General features: G+C 36.5%; 16 protein-coding genes. All 16 read left to right on the forward strand.

Annotation, left to right across the window (positions count from 1 at the left end):
• Window positions 1-134: 134 nt before the first annotated feature.
• A complete protein-coding gene (glyQ, locus tag CBF30_RS01930; protein ID WP_126822216.1) occupies window positions 135-1,040 on the forward strand; it encodes a glycine--tRNA ligase subunit alpha in 906 nt (301 codons plus the stop codon).
• Between the two features lies 1 nt (window position 1,041).
• Window positions 1,042-3,114, forward strand: coding sequence for a glycine--tRNA ligase subunit beta (gene glyS, locus CBF30_RS01935; protein WP_126822218.1), 2,073 nt, complete (start codon window positions 1,042-1,044; stop codon window positions 3,112-3,114).
• A 152-nt stretch (window positions 3,115-3,266) separates the two neighbouring features.
• Window positions 3,267-4,019 (forward strand): gamma-glutamyl-gamma-aminobutyrate hydrolase family protein, encoded by a 753-nt coding sequence (locus CBF30_RS01940; RefSeq protein ID WP_126822220.1) that lies wholly within the window; start codon window positions 3,267-3,269, stop codon window positions 4,017-4,019.
• A 24-nt stretch (window positions 4,020-4,043) separates the two neighbouring features.
• Window positions 4,044-4,421: a RidA family protein gene (locus tag CBF30_RS01945; protein WP_126822222.1), complete on the forward strand. Its 378-nt coding sequence runs from the start codon at window positions 4,044-4,046 to the stop codon at window positions 4,419-4,421.
• Window positions 4,422-4,507: 86 nt separating this feature from the next.
• Complete coding sequence (locus CBF30_RS01950; protein ID WP_126822224.1) at window positions 4,508-6,022, forward strand: ABC transporter permease; 1,515 nt, start codon at window positions 4,508-4,510, stop codon at window positions 6,020-6,022.
• A gap of 12 nt (window positions 6,023-6,034) precedes the next feature.
• Window positions 6,035-6,709, forward strand: a complete 675-nt coding sequence (locus CBF30_RS01955) for an ABC transporter ATP-binding protein (protein WP_126822226.1) — start codon at window positions 6,035-6,037, stop codon at window positions 6,707-6,709.
• Window positions 6,702-8,087, forward strand: coding sequence for a PASTA domain-containing protein (locus tag CBF30_RS01960; protein ID WP_126822228.1), 1,386 nt, complete (start codon window positions 6,702-6,704; stop codon window positions 8,085-8,087). The genes CBF30_RS01955 and CBF30_RS01960 overlap by 8 nt, the downstream gene beginning before the upstream one ends.
• A 156-nt stretch (window positions 8,088-8,243) precedes the next feature.
• Entirely contained in the window at window positions 8,244-10,106 is a 1,863-nt protein-coding gene (gene dnaG, locus CBF30_RS01965) for a DNA primase (protein ID WP_126822230.1), read from the forward strand.
• Between the two features lie 27 nt (window positions 10,107-10,133).
• Complete coding sequence (rpoD, locus tag CBF30_RS01970; RefSeq protein ID WP_126822232.1) at window positions 10,134-11,252, forward strand: RNA polymerase sigma factor RpoD; 1,119 nt, start codon at window positions 10,134-10,136, stop codon at window positions 11,250-11,252.
• A gap of 252 nt (window positions 11,253-11,504) precedes the next feature.
• The gene (locus CBF30_RS01975; protein WP_126822234.1) at window positions 11,505-12,209 is read left to right on the forward strand and encodes a tRNA (adenine(22)-N(1))-methyltransferase; all 705 of its coding nucleotides are present in this window, start codon (window positions 11,505-11,507) and stop codon (window positions 12,207-12,209) included.
• Window positions 12,210-13,331 carry a Nif3-like dinuclear metal center hexameric protein gene (locus tag CBF30_RS01980; protein ID WP_126822236.1) on the forward strand — a complete coding sequence of 374 codons (1,122 nt, stop codon included), beginning with the start codon at window positions 12,210-12,212 and terminating at the stop codon, window positions 13,329-13,331.
• Window positions 13,332-13,357: 26 nt separating this feature from the next.
• Complete coding sequence (gene pepT / locus CBF30_RS01985) at window positions 13,358-14,593, forward strand: peptidase T (protein ID WP_126822238.1); 1,236 nt, start codon at window positions 13,358-13,360, stop codon at window positions 14,591-14,593.
• Entirely contained in the window at window positions 14,593-14,868 is a 276-nt protein-coding gene (locus CBF30_RS01990) for a DUF1294 domain-containing protein (protein ID WP_126822240.1), read from the forward strand. The genes pepT and CBF30_RS01990 overlap by 1 nt, the downstream gene beginning before the upstream one ends.
• 69 nt (window positions 14,869-14,937) lie before the next feature.
• Entirely contained in the window at window positions 14,938-15,966 is a 1,029-nt protein-coding gene (locus CBF30_RS01995) for a lysylphosphatidylglycerol synthase transmembrane domain-containing protein (RefSeq protein ID WP_126822242.1), read from the forward strand.
• A gap of 16 nt (window positions 15,967-15,982) precedes the next feature.
• Window positions 15,983-16,444: a hypothetical protein gene (locus CBF30_RS02000; protein WP_126822244.1), complete on the forward strand. Its 462-nt coding sequence runs from the start codon at window positions 15,983-15,985 to the stop codon at window positions 16,442-16,444.
• 186 nt (window positions 16,445-16,630) lie between these two features.
• Window positions 16,631-19,246, forward strand: a complete 2,616-nt coding sequence (gene clpB / locus CBF30_RS02005; RefSeq protein ID WP_126822246.1) for an ATP-dependent chaperone ClpB — start codon at window positions 16,631-16,633, stop codon at window positions 19,244-19,246.
• Window positions 19,247-19,335 lie beyond the last annotated feature (89 nt).

Consider the following 19,335-nt stretch of genomic DNA (forward strand, 5'->3'; position numbering starts at 1 on the left):
AAAGGCACTTTGGAGCAATTACAGATAGAAAGCTGCCATCTTTTAGGATGGAAGTAGGGTGGAACCGCGATTATTCGTCCCTATGTTTGCCAGAGCAAACATAGGGACTTTTTTTATGAAAAAAGGAGACTATTATGGAAAAAAAATTGACCGTTCAAGAAATGATTCAAACATTACAAAGCTTTTGGTCGAAACAAGGCTGTATGTTGATGCAGTCGTATGATACTGAAAAAGGGGCTGGAACGATGAGTCCCTATACATTTTTACGAGCAATTGGCCCTGAGCCGTGGAATGCTGCCTACGTTGAGCCTTCGCGCAGACCAGCCGATGGAAGGTATGGGGAAAATCCAAACCGCCTATATCAACATCACCAATTTCAAGTGGTAATGAAACCTTCTCCAGAAAATATTCAAGAACTATACTTAGAAAGTTTACAATTGCTCGGGATTGATCCTTTAGAGCATGATATTCGCTTTGTAGAAGACAACTGGGAAAATCCCTCAATGGGATGTGCGGGTCTTGGCTGGGAAGTTTGGCTAGACGGTATGGAAATCACACAATTCACTTATTTCCAACAAGTGGGTGGCTTAGAATGTCATCCAGTTACTTCTGAAATTACTTACGGTCTAGAAAGACTAGCATCTTACATTCAAGAAGTGGAAAGTGTCTATGACTTAGAATGGACACATGGTGTGAAATACGGAGAAATTTTTATTCAGCCAGAGTTTGAACACTCTAAATATTCTTTTGAAGAAAGCAATCAAGAGATGTTGCTTGATTTATTTGATATGTACGAAAAAGAAGCCAAACGTTGTATCGAATTAAATTTGGTACATCCTGCATATGATTTTGTACTAAAATGTAGTCACACGTTCAACTTATTAGATGCTAGAGGAGCAGTTTCAGTGACCGAAAGAGCTGGTTTTTTATCACGCATTCGTTCAATGGCTCGTCAATTAGCAAAAGCTTTTGTGGCAGAACGTGAAAAGCTTGGTTTCCCACTTTTGAATGAACAAGCAGATGCAAAGGAGCGAAAATAACATGTCAAAAAATTTTTTGTTAGAAATTGGATTAGAAGAAATTCCTGCACATGTAGTGACTCCTAGTATGGAACAACTACAAAAGAAAATTGAGAGCTTTTTAAAAGAAAATCGCTTAGTATTTGAGCGCACAATTGCCTATTCAACCCCCCGAAGATTAGCAGTAAAAGTCGTTGGACTAGCCCAAAAACAAGCAGATATTGAAGAAGAGGTCAAAGGCCCTGCCAAAAAAATTGCGTTAGATGCAGATGGCAATTGGAGTAAAGCAGCACAAGGATTTGTACGAGGACAAGGGGTTACTACGGATGATATCACGTTTAAAGAACTAAAAGGCGTAGAGTATGTCTATGTAGAGAAGTTTGTCAAAGGGCAAGATGCAAGTGAGGTGCTGAAAGCTTTACCAAAAGTCATTACAAGTTTAACTTTTCCCATTAGTATGCACTGGGCGAATTATCAGTTGAAATATATTCGACCAATTCATTGGTTGATTGCTCTTTTAGATGATGAAGTGATTCCTTTTGAAATTTTAGATATTAAGACGGGGAATGTTTCAAGAGGACATCGTTTCTTAGGCAAAGATGTAGAAGTTAAGCATGCAGATGATTATGAAAAGGCGCTTGCTAGTGAATATGTCATGGTAGATCCTGTTAGTAGAAAAGGAAAAATAATAGAACAAATTACGAGTATGGCAAAACAAAATCATTGGGAGGTAGTGCTGGATGCTTCTTTATTAGAAGAAGTCAATAATCTAGTTGAATACCCCACTGCGTTTGCGGGTTCGTTTGATGGAAAATATCTCAATGTTCCAGAAGAAGTGCTAGTGACTTCTATGAAAGAACATCAACGTTACTTTGAAGTTCGAGATGAAAAACAAGCATTACTACCTTATTTTATTTCAGTTCGCAATGGGGACGAGAATCATATTGAAAATGTGGTGAAAGGAAATCAGAAAGTTTTAACAGCACGTTTAGAAGATGCTGAGTTTTTCTATCAAGAAGATCAAAAGATTAGTATAGAAACCTGTGTGGAGAAATTAAAAAATGTGACTTTCCATGAGAAAATTGGAACAATCTATGAAAAAATGCAAAGAGTAGGGAAAATTGCAGAAATTATTAGTGCACAAGTTGGTTTATCACAAGAAGAAGCAGCTCACTTAAAACGAGCAAGCAGCATCTATAAGTTTGACTTGGTGACAAACATGGTGGGAGAATTTCCTGAATTACAAGGAATTATGGGAGAAAAATATGCTTTGTTACAAGGAGAAAATGCTGCGGTAGCAAGAGCGATTCGAGAACATTATATGCCTAACTCTAGTAACGGGGAACTGCCTAAGTCAAAAATTGGTGCACTCCTTGCAATTGCCGATAAATTAGATAGTGTGTTGAGCTTCTTTTCTGTTGGCATGATCCCAAATGGTTCAAATGACCCTTATGCATTACGCCGTCAAACTTATGGCATCATTCGTATTGTGGAAGAAAAGGGATGGAAGTTCCCAATAATCCACTTGCACAAACAAATCGTTGCGTGCATTAATAAAAGTCAAGATGAGTATGGGATTGCCTTTTCAAATGAAAATATTGAGATTATAGAGTTTATCCGTGCTCGAATGAAACAAAGGCTTTCTGCTTATGATATTCGACATGATGTAATAGAGGCTGCAGTCTATGCAGAGCAAGATGATGTGCAAAAAGTTTTTGAAGCAGCTAAGATGTTAAAAGAACATTTGAATGACGACGACTTTAGAGGATCAATTGAAGCCTTGACACGTGTGATTAATTTGGCCAAGAAAGCTGAAATTGAAACAGTTACAGTCAATCCAAATTTATTTGAAAATCCATCTGAAGAACGTCTATTTAGGGAAGTAGCGCATGTGAAAAAGGGGTATAAAGATTTTACATTGAATGAAAAATATATGGCTTTAAAAAATTTAAGACCCTATATTGCAACATATTTCGATGAAACTATGGTGATGTCAGAGAACAAAGAAATCAAAAAAAATCGTTTGGCCCAATTAAAAGAAATTGCACGATTAGTTCAAAATTTTGCTAGTCTCGATTTGTTGGTCGTTAAATAGTCAAAAAGGACCGTCAACGTTTGGGATAACAATCAAAATGATTGTTATCTCATTTTTTTAGCTAATTTTCATTTATTATTGTTGATAAACTTGCTTTTTTAGGTTTACAATAGTAGAATCATAAAAAAACGATTAAAGAAAGGAGTTACCTGATGATTGGAATTTCATGTAGTTTACTTACCAAAAAGATGCCAAAGATGATTACTGCAGAACGTTATCATGTCAGTGCTGCATATGTTCAGGCTGTTTCAAACGCCGGAGAAATCAGTTGTTTATTACCGATATTGACGCCTGACAAAGCAGAAGAAGTTGTTTCTCAGTTAGATGGAATTATCCTTTCTGGAGGAAATGATATTCACCCAGATTTTTACTTAAATTCTACAATGAAAGAAAACGCTCAAGCAAGAGATACCCTACGTGAGCGTGATTTGTACGAGATGGCTTTATGTCGAGCTGCTTTAAAACAAAAGAAACCGATACTAGGCGTCTGCCGTGGGGCACAGTTATTAAATGTTGTGCTAGGAGGAACCTTGATTCAGGACATCCAGCAGACTACAAAGATTGCCCATATTCAATCAGAAGATCCAGAAGTTGCTTCACATTTGGTTGAAATTGAGGAAGATTCTTGCTTAATGAAAATTGTTGGGCAAAAAAAAATTGGGGTCAATTCTTACCACCATCAAGTGATTGATGAAGTAGGAGTGGGCTTACAGGTAACTGCTTATTCAGAAGATGGTTTTATTGAAGCAATCGAATATACTGGGGAATCTTTTGCACTTGGTATTCAATGGCACCCTGAGATTATGGCCAACAAGGATTTGGTTGCAACGAAAATCTTTAAATATTTTATAAATGAAGTGCATTCTTTAAAAAAAAATAGCTTGTTAAATTCCAAAATGGTATGATTATTAATAAAAGGAGGTAATAAAATGAAAAAAATTGAAACAAAAAAAGCCCCAGCAGCAATTGGTCCTTATGTACAAGGTAATATACATAATGGTCTATTATATGCATCTGGACAGATTCCAATTATTCCAGAGACCGGTGAAATAAAAGGGAAAACGATTGAAGAACAAACAGAACAAGTGATGGAAAATATTAAGCACTTGTTACTAGCTGGCGGAAGTAGCTTTGAATCTGTAGTTAAAACGACCTGTTTCTTATCCGATATGGAAAACTTTGCTCGTTTTAATAAAATATATGCAGGCTATTTTTCAAGTAATCTACCAGCACGCTCATGTGTTGCGGTTGCGGGACTTCCTAAAGACGTTTTGGTTGAGGTAGAAGTAATCGCGGTTGTTGAATAGGAAACAAGAAAACCATCGACTTTCTAGTTGATGTTTGTTGGTTTTATTTATAAAAATAGGGAGAAAAATGAAAAAGGGGAAAAGAGATGAATTTTTTTAAAAGAGCTTTTTGTAGTATTACCAGAAAAAAAGGAAAGTCATTTATTTTGTTTGCAGTTGTTTTTGTATTGGGTAACGTGATTGCAGGAGCAATAGCGATTAGACAAGCTACGATAAATGTCGAAAAAGAGATTAAAAGTAAGCTTGGTGCGACGGCAACCATCACAACAGATCAAAAAAAAATCACAAAATATTTTAGTGAACATCCAGATGGAAAAGATGCAGAAAAAGATTTAGCCCCACCTAAGATTGAAGAAATAAAAAAAATTGGCGAATTAAGTTATGTAAAATATTATGATTATAGCAACTCGGGATATTTGACGACCAATAACTTGAAAAGCTATCAGTCCAAAGATTCAGATTCCGGCATGATGAATGTCGGAAAATACAATTTTACTTTAAAAGGGGTAAACTATCCGAAAATTTTAGATTTAGAAGAAAATAAAATAAAATTAGTATCTGGTCGTGCCTTTTCAGACAAAGATATTCTCTCAGAGAGCCCTGAGGCTGTGATTTCTCAGAAGGTCGCTGAGTTAAACAATTTGGCTGTGGGTGACTCAATGACTGCTGATGCAGTAATCGGGAGTGAGGAATACAACACAACTACTGGATTGCCAAAAGAGACTGCAACAAAAGATATTCCAATCAAGATTATAGGAATCTACCAAAGCGTAAAATCAGACAAGCAGAATTCGAGTAAATCTAGCGGGAACGGTAGTATGGATAAATACTTAGAAGAGGACAAGATAAATACTTTGTATTTGTCCAATAAAGCAGTTGTTAAAATTCAAGAGACGTTAAACGAATTTCAACAAGAAAAATTTCCATCAACAGAGCAAGGGAGCTTGAGTGCTAGTGTATCTGATTATTATCAATCTTACTTTGTTTTGAAATCTCCAGAAGATGTCGAAGCATTCAAACAAGAGGCGGCGCCATATGTCAAAAGTAAGTACTATAAGGTATTGGCATCTGCAGATCAATACGACTCTATTGCAGGTCCAATTAAAGGAATGGCTAAAATAGCTAAGTATGTTATTATCGTCTCCGTACTTGCTACGATCTTTATTTTAGCATTGGTTGTATTACTCTTTTTACGCGATAGAAAGCACGAGTTGGGAATCTATTTATCGCTTGGAGAAAAACGCTGGAAAGTGATTGGTCAGATAGTAATTGAGGTATTTGTGGTTTCAATTGTTGCGATGACCCTCTCTGTCTTTTCTGGTAACGTGTTAGCAAAAGGGGTTTCTGACTCTTTAGTTCAATCACAAGTTTCTACGAGTGAGAAAGATTCGTCCATCGAAGATACGACAGAAGCATACGAATTTAGTCAGTTGAGCAATGTCTCACTCAGCCAAAAAGATATTGCACACTCTTACAAAGTATCTTTAAGTCCAGTTTACATTATTAGTTACTATTTGGTGGGGCTACTGACACTACTTGTAGCAACTATATTGCCATTAGTCTATATAGTAAGACTGAATCCAAAGAAAATCATGATGTAGGAGGAGCAAAAGATGACCATTTTAAAAGCCAATAAATTAAGTTATTATTACCAAGACGGAGACCAACGAAGATTTATTTTAAAAGATACAACCGTTACTTTTGAAGAAGGAAAATTTTACACCATCCTTGGGCAATCAGGCTCTGGTAAAACAACATTTCTTTCGCTCATCAGTGCTTTAGATACACCGAAATCCGGAGAGATTTTTTTCAAAGGGAAAAATATCCAGGAAATCGGCTACGAAAATTACCGTAGAAATGATATTGGGATTATTTTTCAAAATTATAACTTAGTTCCTTATTTGACCGCTTGTGAAAATGTACTTGTTCCTATGTCTATTACGGATAATCAATTGCCAAAAGAACAGCAAGAAGTTGCCTATAACTTGCTGGATTATATAGGTATTAGCAAGGAAAAAGCAGACCGCAGGGTGAATCAGTTGTCTGGTGGGGAACAGCAGCGTGTGGCGATTGCAAGAGCCCTTGCTACAAATGTAGATATCATCTTAGCTGATGAACCAACAGGAAATTTAGATGAAGATAAAGAGCAAGAAATTGTCGATATTTTTAAAGAACTCGCGCATAAGCACGGCAAATGTGTAATTGTAGTGACACATTCAAACGAAATTGCACATCAATCCGATCAAATGTTTTATTTAAAGAAAGGACTGTTACAAGCTCATGAGTGATTTTCTTTCAAATTTCAACTCCAATAATTACGATAAAAAAATGCGTGAAAAAGAGGAAAACAATAGAGAGAAGACACCTGAGAACAAAAATACAGTTAGTCCTACCTCTGTTGAGTCAGAGAATATAAATATAAGCAAAAATAGTCGGGCGAAAAAAAATCATAGCGACGAAACCATTGAGATTGATCCTACTTATAAAAAAAAGAAAAAAAGACAAAAGCAAATTTTTGTGCTACTAGGGGTCATTGCTTGCCTGATCTTTGCTTGGATCTATTATTCAGTGACACACGTTACAATGCCTAATTTTGTCAATGGTTCTGTGTCAAATGCAAGGGTTTGGGCAGAAAAGAATAAGATGACGCTTGATGTACAACAGGTTTATAGCTTGAAGTACGAAACGAACCAAGTGCTAAAACAAGATGTACCAAAAGGGGAAAAAGTAAAAAAAGGAAGTGTTCTAATAGTGACAGCTAGTAAGGGACCTAATCCTAACGAGAAAATTACTTTACCAGATTTTTCAACGCTTACCAAGCAAGATGTAGAGGCTTTTATAAAAGAAAACAAGTTGGATAATTTAACGATTTTAACCAAGTACAGTGATACCGTTGAAAAAGGTAAGTACCTCTCACAAGAGTTTGGTAGTAAAGAAATAACAGAAAAAAACTATCGGAGAAAAGATGGTTTGATTGTCTATTATTCAAATGGGAAAGAAACTTTTGAAAAAAATATCTCGGTTCCAGATTTCAAAGGCAAGGCGAAATCAGAAGTTGAGAGCTGGGCGAAAACCAATGACATTCAAATAAAATATGAAGAATCAGATTCTAATGAAGTAGAAGCTGGTATGGTAATGAGTCAAAGCGTTGCAAAAGAGACAAAGATTGCAAAAAAAGACCAGCTTAGTGTAACGATTTCTCAAGGAAAAGCAGTTGTTGTGCCGAACTTTGTAGAAATTTCTCCAGAAAATGCAGAAACAATCCAATCACTGAGTGTTCAAAAGAAATTTCAGTTTGCTCAAGATATTCCATACGGACAACTGATTTCGCAATCAGTCCCTGCAGGAACCAAGCTACTAAGTAAAGATAGTAATTCGATTGTGGTAGTCTATTCAAGTGGACGTCCGTACTTGAAATCATATATCGGCAAAATTGAAGGAGATCTGCCACAAGCTTTTTACGAGGATTATCAATCAAAAGGAGCGAATATTCGCTATACTGTTCACTACGTTGATTCAGGAGCAGAAAAAGGGACAGTCGTCGATATGAGTGCATACAATCAGTATGTTGGGCTTGACTTTGTTGTAAATATTGGAATTAGTAAAGGCAATTTGGCTTCACCAGATAACGGTATCGGTACCTCAGAAACTGCAAGTAGTGAATAACCTCGAGTTTCGAGCAAAACTATTGTTATTCGTAAGATTTATGTTATAATGAAATGCGTATATTTGTGTACGTTTATGATGAGTCGCACTGAAATTCTTAGTGCGGCTTTTACCAACTGTCCGAGTGTTTCGATTGTGGAGAATGGGGTGAGAAAAATGAGCCAAAGAATCCCTCAAGAAATCATTGAGGAAATAAGAAGACAGACTAATATAGTGGATGTAATCGGGCAATACGTACAATTAAAAAAGTCAGGAAAAAATTATTTAGGCTTATGCCCCTTTCATAATGAGCACACTCCATCATTTTCAGTAGCAGAAGATAAACAGATGTACCATTGTTTTGGTTGTGGTAAAGGCGGCAATATTTTTCAATTTTTACAAGAAGTGGATGGGATTTCCTTTCCAGAAGCAGTTGAAAAAGTAGCAGATATAGGCAATGTCTCGGTTGAATATGAGTTTGGAAGTTTGTCAGGTCGGAATTTAGACTCAACCGAAAATAAGCAGCATGATGCACTATTAAAGATGCACACCAGAGCCGCAGAGTTATATCATCATATTTTGTTACATACACAAATTGGGGAACCTGCTTTGGCGTATTTGAAAAAAAGAGGGATGACACAAGACCAAATTGAATATTTTCAGATTGGTTTTGCTCCTAAAGAGCGAATTGTCTTAAAAGAAATTTTTCAAAATGATCAGGTGTCCGAAGAGCTACTAGAAAAATCAGGTTTAATGCTGCAGCGTCAGTCAGGAGAATGGTCTGATCGATTTTATCAAAGAATTATGTTTCCCATAAAAAGCCCACAAGGAAAAATCATTGCATTTTCCGGGAGGATTTTAGAGGATCCTACCTACGAAACCAAGGAGATGCCTAAGTATTTAAACAGTCCTGAAACAGAATTGTTTAACAAACGGAAGACACTGTTTCATTTTGATAAAGCACGATCCGAGGCAAGAAAAGCACAAGAAATTATTCTGTTTGAAGGATTTATGGATGTGATTGCTGCTTGGGAAGCAGGGATTAAAAGTGGGGTTGCGTCAATGGGAACCAGTTTGACGAGCGAGCAAATTCAGATGATTCAACGCATCACCTCTCAAGTTGTAATCTGCTATGATGGAGATAATGCTGGGCTACAAGCAACTGAGCGGGCTATACAATTGTTACAAGATAGTAGTACGCTTGATGTGAGTATTGTACGCTTGCCAGAAAATTTAGATCCAGATGAATACCTTCAAAAGTATGGGAAAGAAGCCTTAGCAGAGTGTGTAAAGCATGGGCGACAAACCCCGTTTACGTTTAAACTAGATTATCACAAAAAAGGGAAAAATTTAGAAAATGAGCAGGAACAACTGATTTATTTACAAGAAATGATCAAAGAGCTTGCTCAGATTCCTTCTGTTGTCGAAAGAGAAATTTATACAAAACAATTAGCAGAAGCAACCAACTTGACCCAACTGTCTATTCAACAAGAAGTTGGTGAGTTACGAAAAAATCAGCGAGTCAAAAGACAAGTAGAGCGAAATACATCAAATCATCAAGCAAGAAGACCAGAAGAAGCGACCGCTATTGTCCATAGTCAACCAAGAAAGATTAATCGAGTTGAACTTGCAGAAAGAATCTTACTTTTTAGGGTCATGAGCGAAAGAGTCATACAAAATCGGTTGATTCAACAACCTGATTTCCATTTTGTTCATGATGAGTATCAGGAGGTATTTCAACATTTTAATGATTATATGTCGTTGCATGGAAATTTTGAAGTAGCTGATTTTTTAAGTTATTTAAAAGATGAAAGATTAAAAAACTTAGTTGCCACACTGAGTTACATGAATTTAAATGAAGAAAGTTCAGAGCGGGAAATTAATGATTGTTTAAAAATCCTCTCAATCTCAAGTGTGGAGCAACAATTAAATGAAAAATTGGATCAATTGCAGATTGCCAAAAAAAATGGAAATAAACAAAATCAGACCCAGTTAGCAATTGAAATTATCAACTTACAAAAGAAAATAAAAAATACTTAATTTTAGATGGACGGAAGGAGCTTTTTAATGTCGAAAAAAGCAGAAGGAACAACAACTTATCAAAAAGCCGTAGCTGATTTTATCAAAGAGCACAAACCAAAAGGAACAGTTTTATACGATGAGCTGACCAATCAACTTGCTACGCCTTATACTTTGGACTCCGATGCAATGGATAGCCTCATTCAAAAAGTTGAAGATGCAGGAATTAGCGTTGTAGATGAAAATGGTCAACCGACAGAAAGAAGTCTAAAAAAAGCCGAAAAAGACGATAAAGTAAAAAAAGAAGAATTAGAAGATTTGACTGCTCCGGCGGGTGTAAAGATAAATGATCCTGTAAGAATGTATCTAAAAGAAATCGGACGTGTTCCGCTGCTTAATGCTGAAGAAGAAGTTGCCTTAGCACTCAAAATTGAACAAGGTGATCAAGAAGCTAAACAACGTCTAGCAGAAGCCAACTTACGATTGGTAGTAAGTATTGCTAAACGTTATGTTGGACGTGGCATGCAATTTCTTGACCTTATCCAAGAAGGAAATATGGGCCTTATGAAAGCTGTGGAAAAGTTTGATTATCAAAAAGGTTTTAAATTCTCTACATATGCGACATGGTGGATTCGACAAGCCATTACTCGTGCCATTGCTGACCAAGCAAGAACGATTCGTATTCCAGTTCATATGGTTGAAACTATTAACAAGTTGATTCGGATTCAACGCCAACTACTACAGGATTTGGGCAGAGAACCAACGCCAGAAGAAATTGGGGCGGAGATGGATCTTCCTACTGAAAAAGTCAGAGAAATATTAAAAATAGCTCAAGAGCCAGTCTCATTGGAAACACCAATTGGAGAAGAAGATGACTCACATTTAGGTGACTTCATCGAAGATCAAGAAGCAACAAGTCCGGCAGAGCATGCAGCATACGAACTCTTAAAAGAGCAGCTTGAAAGCGTCTTGGACACACTAACAGACCGTGAAGAAAATGTTTTACGTCTACGCTTTGGGTTAGATGATGGACGTACACGTACCTTGGAAGAGGTTGGGAAAGTCTTTGGCGTAACTAGGGAAAGAATTCGACAAATCGAAGCCAAAGCATTAAGAAAACTACGCCACCCTTCTCGTTCTAAACAATTGAAAGATTTTTTGGAGTAGAGAGTGGTCTGATTTTTTGGTAAATAGAAAAATTTGTACGTTTGTGTTACAAGAGCTATTTAGATTAAGGATGTAGAAAAGGTGTGTTTCACTTTTTTCTACATCCTTTTCTTTTTAGCATCATAAAAAGCGAAGTGTCTAACTTACTTTTTCCTTATTTTACTACAGAAACTAGTGAAATCTATAATGAAATAGCCTATAATAAGAAAGAAGTAGCTACTATAATGACATAAAAAAGGAATTAAGAAATAGATGAATGAACAAAAACTTTCTCAGCGTTTACAAGCAGTCGCAAATTATGTCCCAAGTAAGGCTAGGCTAGCCGATATTGGCTCAGATCATGCATACTTGCCAGCATGGTTAGTACTCAATCAAAAAATTAGCTATGCCGTAGCAGGAGAAGTTGTCCAAGGCCCATTTTTATCGGCTAAAAAGTTGGTAGAAAGCTGTAATTTACAAGCGCAAATTGTTGTGCGTTTAGCAGATGGGCTCCAAGCTATTAGTGACCAAGATGCTATTAATGTGGTGACCATTTGTGGAATGGGGGGATTCTTAATTCGAGAAATCTTAGAAAATGGGGTACAAAAAGGAAAATTACAGGGAACTGAGCGGCTTATTCTACAACCGAATATTGGAGAGTACTCGTTAAGAAAGTGGTTAATGCAACATAATTACAGAATAATCGCTGAGGAGATACTCGAAGAAGACGCTAAAATTTATGGAATTATTGTCGCTGAAAAAGACCAAAGAGTAGTCCACTATACCGAAAAAGAGCTGATTTTTGGGCCAATACTCATGCAAGAAAAATCAGTGGTTTTCAAAAAAAAATGGCAACACGAAAAGGTCCAAAAGGGAAAAATTTTAAAGAACTTGAAAAAAGCCCAAGTTTCTGCAGAAAACTTAGCCAAGCTAAAAGAAATTACGGATATACTTGAGCGAATTGACGAGGTGATATAAATGAGTATTTCAGGAATTGATTTTATAAAAAAATTTGAAACCTATTGTCCAATCGAGTTAGCAGAAAAAGGGGATCCGGTTGGGTTACACATCGGCAGCTTAAAAAAACCTGTTCAAAGAATTATGATGACGCTAGATGTCAGACCAGAAGTGGTGCAAGAAGCAATTGATAAAAATATTGATTTGCTGATTGCCAAGCATCCTCCTATTTTTAGAGCGATTCAAAGGCTTACTTCGGATAATCCTCAGACGGCGATGTATTTAGAACTTGCCAAACATGATATTGCTGTATATGCTGCCCACACAAATATGGATATTATTGATAATGGTTTGAATGATTGGTTTTGTGAACGCCTAGAGATTGAGAATACAACCTATATGAAAAAAACACACGAATTGCATATGAAAAAATTAGAAGTTTATGTGCCAAAGGAATACGCCAAAAACTTCAGAGAAGCGTTATCTAAAATAGGGGTTGGACAAATTGGCCCCAATTATAAAGATTGTAGTTACTCAGTAGCAGGTCTGGGTAGATTTACACCGATTAATCATGCCCATCCAACGATTGGTGAACTAAATCAAGCTGAGTGTGTGGAAGAAGAAAAGATTGAAGTGTTATTTTTAGAAACCAAGCTAAATGCAATCATGCATGTGCTAAATGAGGCACATCCTTATGAAGAGCCTGCGTACACATTGACAACAATTGAAAATTTTAAGAAGCCATACGGGATTGGACGAGTTGGAAACCTTGCAAAACCTTTGAAATTATCACAGTTTATTGATAAAGTAAAAGAAGCATTTCAGATTGAAGGGCTTAGAGTAATCACTCAAAGTCCCAATCAACGGATTCAAAGGGTGGCAATTTGTGGTGGTAGTGGAGAAAAATTCTATTTAGATGCTCTTAGGCACCAAGCAGATGTCTACATTACGGGTGATGTATATTATCATACCGCTCATGATATGCTAAGCTCTGGGCTCACCGTTCTTGATCCAGGGCATTACATTGAAACGCTCTGTAAAAAGAAATTTGTTGAATTATTTGAAACGTGGAAAAAGGAAGAAAAATGGGATGTTGAATTTTTCTGTTCGAGTGTCAATACAAATCCATTTCAGTGGGTTTAATTAAAATAAAAAAGGAGTCATGTAGCATGTATGAAAATTTAGTATCACGCTTTTTGCGCTACGTAAAAACAGAAACAAGATCTAATCCGGAAAGTAAGACAACACCTTCAACTCAAACGCAAGTTGATTTTGCACATATTTTAGCGGAAGAGCTAAAAGAAATTGGCATGTCTGAGGTGGCTTATAATGAAGCAAATGGTTTTGTCACAGCAACGCTGCCAAGCAATACAACAAAAGCAGTTCGTAGTATTGGCTTTATCGCTCATATGGATACTGCTGATTTTAATGCAGTCAACGTACAACCTCAATTAGTAAAAAATTATGATGGACAATCAGATATTGCGTTAGATGCTGAGGGTAAATACAAATTAACCGTAAAAGACTTCCCTAATTTGGCTCATTATACAGGGCAAACTCTGATTACGACTGATGGTAGCACATTGTTAGGAGCAGATGATAAATCTGGAATTGCAGAAATTATGACTGCAATGGAATCATTAATTAAAAACCCAACAATTAAACATGGCAAGATTCGTGTAGCATTTGGTCCAGACGAAGAAATTGGGGTTGGAGCAGACAAATTTGACGTGAAAGAATTCGACGTTGACTTTGCTTATACGATAGATGGTGGTCCAGTGGGAGAGCTACAATACGAAACGTTTAGTGCAGCTCAAGCAGATATTACAATACTAGGAAAAAATGTACATCCAGGCACAGCTAAAGATACGATGATTAATGCGTTGCAATTGGCCATTGATTTTCAAAATGAGCTTCCTGGTGAAGAAGTACCTGAAAAAACAGAAGGTAGAGAAGGATTTTTCCATTTGATGAGCTTGTCAGGAAATCCAGAAGAAGCAAAAATGAGCTATATCATAAGAGATCATAACCGCGAAAAATTCGAAGACAGAAAAGAATTGCTAAAAAAGGTTCAAAGTAAATTAAATGCATCATTTGATCAAGAACGAATTTTAATTCATATGTATGATCAGTATTACAATATGAAAGAAATTATTGAAAAAGATATGAGTATTGTGGAGATTGCCAAAAAGGCCATGGAAAATCTTTCAATTAAGCCGATTATTGAACCGGTTCGAGGTGGAACAGATGGTTCTAAAATCTCTTATTTAGGTATTCCAACGCCTAATATTTTCGCTGGTGGAGAAAATATGCATGGTCGTTTTGAGTTTGTTGCAGTTGAAAGCATGGAAAAAGCAACGGATTTAATTATTGAAATTGCGCGATTAAACGAGGAAATTGCCTAATGTTTAGTACTTCCCCAGTTCCTTTTTATCTTGTGATAGTCAACGTATATGTTTTTGGGCTGATGTGGTGGGATAAACGAAAAGCAATCCGGCATGAATGGAGAATTCCGGAAAGTAATTTGTTGTTCATGGGAATAATTGGTGGTGGATTAGGTGGAATAATTGCAAGACAGCTCTTTCATCATAAGACCAGAAAAAGAAAATTTTTGATTTGTTTTGTCATAGGAATACTTGTAGATTTTGCTTTAATTTTCATCTATGGCTGGCAAGGTTAAATAAGAATCAGGGTGTGAAGTTTTCATGCCCTGATTTTTATTAATAAATCCTAAGAAAGGAGGAATAAATTGAAAAATAAAAAAGTTCATTTATTGTTAAATATTTTAGGAATTATCGTCATTATCTATTTAATTATTCATGTATTTAAAGGAGAAATTGGAAAGGTCTTCAATCAATTGTTTCAAACCAATCCTCTTATACTAGCGCTTGTCTTAATATTAGGAATCTTGTACTTAATGTGTGAAGGCTATATGATTAAACAACTTGCTGCTTCATTTTCCAACCAGTTTACAACGAAAATGGGCATCTGCTGTGCAAGCTCGGTAGCTTTTTTTCGAGTGGTTACTTTTGGTAGCGGGACAACAATTTCTGAGGTATTATTTTATCGTAGTAAAGGAATGGACACCTCTGATGGGATCGGGATGACCATCTTACATATGATTTTTTATAAGACCGCGCTTTTATTGACCAGTATCTGTGCATTGTTCTATACATATTCTTGGCTGACTCATACTTTTCACCACGTTTTATTATTTTTGATCTTAGGTATGATTTTAACGCTATTGATGATTGTTCTTTTGCTTTTCATTACATTAAAAGAGAATTGGCATAGAAGGTTAGTCACGTTTTTAGATAGAAAAATAAAACGAGCTAGCTGGCGTCAAAAACTAAAAAAATTTAATGAGCAAGTGATTTCTTTGAGAGCAAGCGTTCAGAAGATGATTGCAGAGCCAGCCCACGTATTTTTTGTATTCGTTCTTAATATAGGAAAACTTTTTTTCTGGTATAGTATTCCTTATATTGTACTGCATCAAGAGTCAAATATTTCCTATTTATTTTCAATCTCATTGGTTGCGCTAACGTTAATTTTATCTGGGGTCATTCCAACGCCGGCTGGGATTGGTTCGTTTGAATTTGTCTATATGCTTTTGTTTAGACCAGTTGTTGGTACCGTCTTAGCTATTTCCTCTCTGTTATTATACCGCTTTGCTTCTTATATTTTCCCTTTTATATGTGGTATGATATATGAAGGAATGAAAAAAAGAAAGCAATTAAAGCGCGAGATAAAGTCTATTCGGCGCAATCAGAATGTGTAAAAGAAAGAGGAAAGTTATGCTAACATTTGAAGAAAAAAAAGCTGTTTTTGCATCTTATAAAGAATTAGAAGAAGTGCCAGTGTCAATGAACCGTTTAAATTATCATTTTGCGCAAAGTGCAGTCGCTAAAACAATGGTGGTAAAATTCTTACATCCAAAAAGTGCTAATGCCTTTGTATACGCTGGTTATTTACCTAAAGAAGAAACCAAAGATGGATATATTTCGGTCCGTGATGCGGATGAAAAAACGATTTGTATGTTGGTAGAAAAAGCGATTGACTATTTAAAAAAGACAGAGGACGGATATGTAGAAGGTTATCAAGAAGTCTGGGAAGATGACCATGCGGATTCTTTAACCCTAATGTATGAAAACCCAATGTGGACGGTGCTTATGTCCAGTGGGAGTGTCGAAGCAGTGTTTAAAACTAAAGAAGCTGCTGAGAGTTATTTAGAAGATGAAGGTTTTTGGCTTCATTAAGCAAAAACTTAGACATTAGCTAGAGACAGAGGACTATTTCGTGCTAGAGTGTGACACAAAAGTGAGGTGGACTTTTGTGTCACACTTTTTTTGATTTGAACGTCGTAAAAAAGATCAAGAGTTTTTCTTTGACCTTTACTGACCAATTAGGTATAATAGAATCATAAAGTCAAAGGAGGAAAGAAAATGAATATAGAAAAAATGACAACAGCTTTGCAAGAAGCAATTGCGGAGGCTCAACAAGTTGCGCTTACGCGACGTCATCAAGAAATTGATATTCCTCATTTATGGAAAATATTTGTCCAACCCGGACATTTCGGTCGTGACTTTTATCAAGATGCTGGTTTGAATATGGAACAATTTGAACAAGAAATTGACACAGCAATAGATGAAATTCCAACTATTGAAGGTGGAAATGTCCAATATGGGCAAAATCTTAGTCAAAATTTGTTTCATTTACTCCAAGAAGCAGACCAATTAAAAGATAATTTTCAAGATGAGTTTTTATCAACAGAAATTGTCTTGCTGGCTTTAATGAAATTAAAAAATTATCGTTTAACAAAATATTTGCACGCACAAGGGATAAATGAAAAAGAATTACGAAATAATATAGAAGAAATGAGGGGAGGAGATCGCGTGACCTCTAAAAATCAAGAAGAACAATATAAGGCACTAGAAAAGTATGGAACCGATTTAGTTCAAGCAGTTAAAAGTGGGAAACAAGATCCTGTTATTGGTCGTGATGAAGAAATACGTGACGTTATTCGTATTTTATCAAGAAAAACGAAAAATAATCCTGTTCTAATAGGAGATCCAGGGGTAGGGAAAACGGCTATTGTTGAAGGTTTGGCGCAGAGAATTGTTCGAAAAGATGTCCCAGAAAATTTAAAAGACAAAACTATTTTTTCTTTGGATATGGGCGCATTGATTGCTGGTGCAAAATTCCGTGGTGAATTTGAAGAACGCCTAAAAGCTGTTCTTAAAGAAGTCAATAAAAGTGATGGGAAAATCATTCTGTTTATTGATGAAATCCATACCATTGTAAGCGCAGGTAAGACAGAGGGCAGCATGGATGCTGGAAACTTGTTAAAACCAATGTTAGCTAGAGGAGAGCTCCATTGTATTGGGGCAACGACACTAGATGAATACCGTGAGTACATGGAAAAAGACAAAGCTCTCGAACGTCGTTTCCAAAAGGTATTAGTAAAAGAGCCTACAGTAGAGGATACGGTTAGTATTTTACGAGGTTTGAAAGATCGTTTTGAGATTCATCATGGCGTGAATATCCATGACAATGCTCTAGTCGCTGCGGCTACTCTTTCAAATCGCTATATAACGGATCGCTATTTACCAGATAAGGCAATTGATTTGGTTGATGAAGCATGTGCGACGATACGAGTAGAAATGAACTCGATGCCAACGGAGCTAGACCAAGTTACCAGACGTTTGATGCAACTTGAAATTGAAGAAGCTGCACTCAAAAAAGAGCAAGATGAAGCCAGTAAAAAACGTTTAACAGGTCTACAAAAAGAATTAGCAGAGTTACGTGAAGAAGCAAATTCTATGAAAATGCGTTGGGAAACTGAAAAAGAAGAGGTAGGAAAAGTAAGTAGCAAGCGTGAAGAAATTGATCAAGCTCGGCATGAGTTAGAAGATGCAGAAAATAATTATGATCTTGAACGAGCAGCTGTTTTGCGCCACGGTACAATTCCTAAATTAACGCAAGAGTTAAAAGAATTAGAAGAAAAAGGAAAAGAGTCTAATACTAGATTAGTTCAGGAGTCTGTCACAGAAAACGAAATTTCTGAAGTGGTAGGTAGAATGACGGGCATCCCTGTGAGCAAGTTAGTAGAAGGAGAACGAGAAAAAATCCTACGTTTGAATGAAACGTTGCACAAACGTGTAATTGGGCAAAATGAAGCGGTTGATGCGGTTTCAGATGCGGTGATTCGATCACGTGCGGGCTTGCAAGACCCAAACCGTCCACTTGGTTCTTTCTTATTTTTAGGGCCAACAGGTGTTGGGAAAACAGAATTAGCTAAAGCTCTAGCAGAAAATTTATTCGACTCTGAGGATCATATGGTAAGAATTGATATGAGTGAATACATGGAAAAACACAGTATTTCACGTCTAGTAGGGGCTCCTCCAGGTTATGTTGGTTATGAAGAAGGAGGACAATTAACCGAGGCTGTTCGCCGGAACCCTTATACCATTGTTCTTTTGGATGAAATTGAAAAAGCACATCCAGATGTTTTCAATATTCTTTTGCAAGTCTTAGATGATGGACGTTTAACCGATAGCAAAGGTCGAATCGTTGATTTTAAAAATACTGTGTTGATCATGACAAGTAATATCGGTTCGCAATTCTTGCTTGATGGCGTAGATGAAAAAGGACAGATTTCAAGTGAAAGTGAGGAGCAAGTGATGACGCTCCTAAAAGCCCACTTTAAACCTGAGTTTTTAAATCGTATTGATGATACGATCTTGTTTACACCACTTAGTCTTGAAGATGTTAAGGAAATCATTGGCAAAATGACGCAACAGTTGACGAAGAGACTAGAACATCAAGAAATCCAGCTAGATATCACAGATGATGCCAAATCTTGGATTGCTGAAAATGCCTATGATCCAGTTTACGGGGCACGTCCGCTTAAACGTTTCTTAACCAAAGAAGTAGAAACGCCTCTGGCTAAAGAAATTGTTGCTGGAAAAGTTTTGCCACATACAAAAGTGTTGGTTTCGTTAGTAGATCAGCACTTGGTATTTAAAAATCAACAGATTTTAGAAGAACAAGTAGGATGATAAATCCTGCAAAGGTCTCTGAGCTCGAGTAGCAAAATACCTATGTTCAAGCAATAAGACAATAGGCATGAATGGCTAAATTTCCGAGA

It is taken from the genome of Vagococcus entomophilus (genome assembly GCF_003987595.1).
Lineage (GTDB): Bacteria > Bacillota > Bacilli > Lactobacillales > Vagococcaceae > Vagococcus_E > Vagococcus_E entomophilus.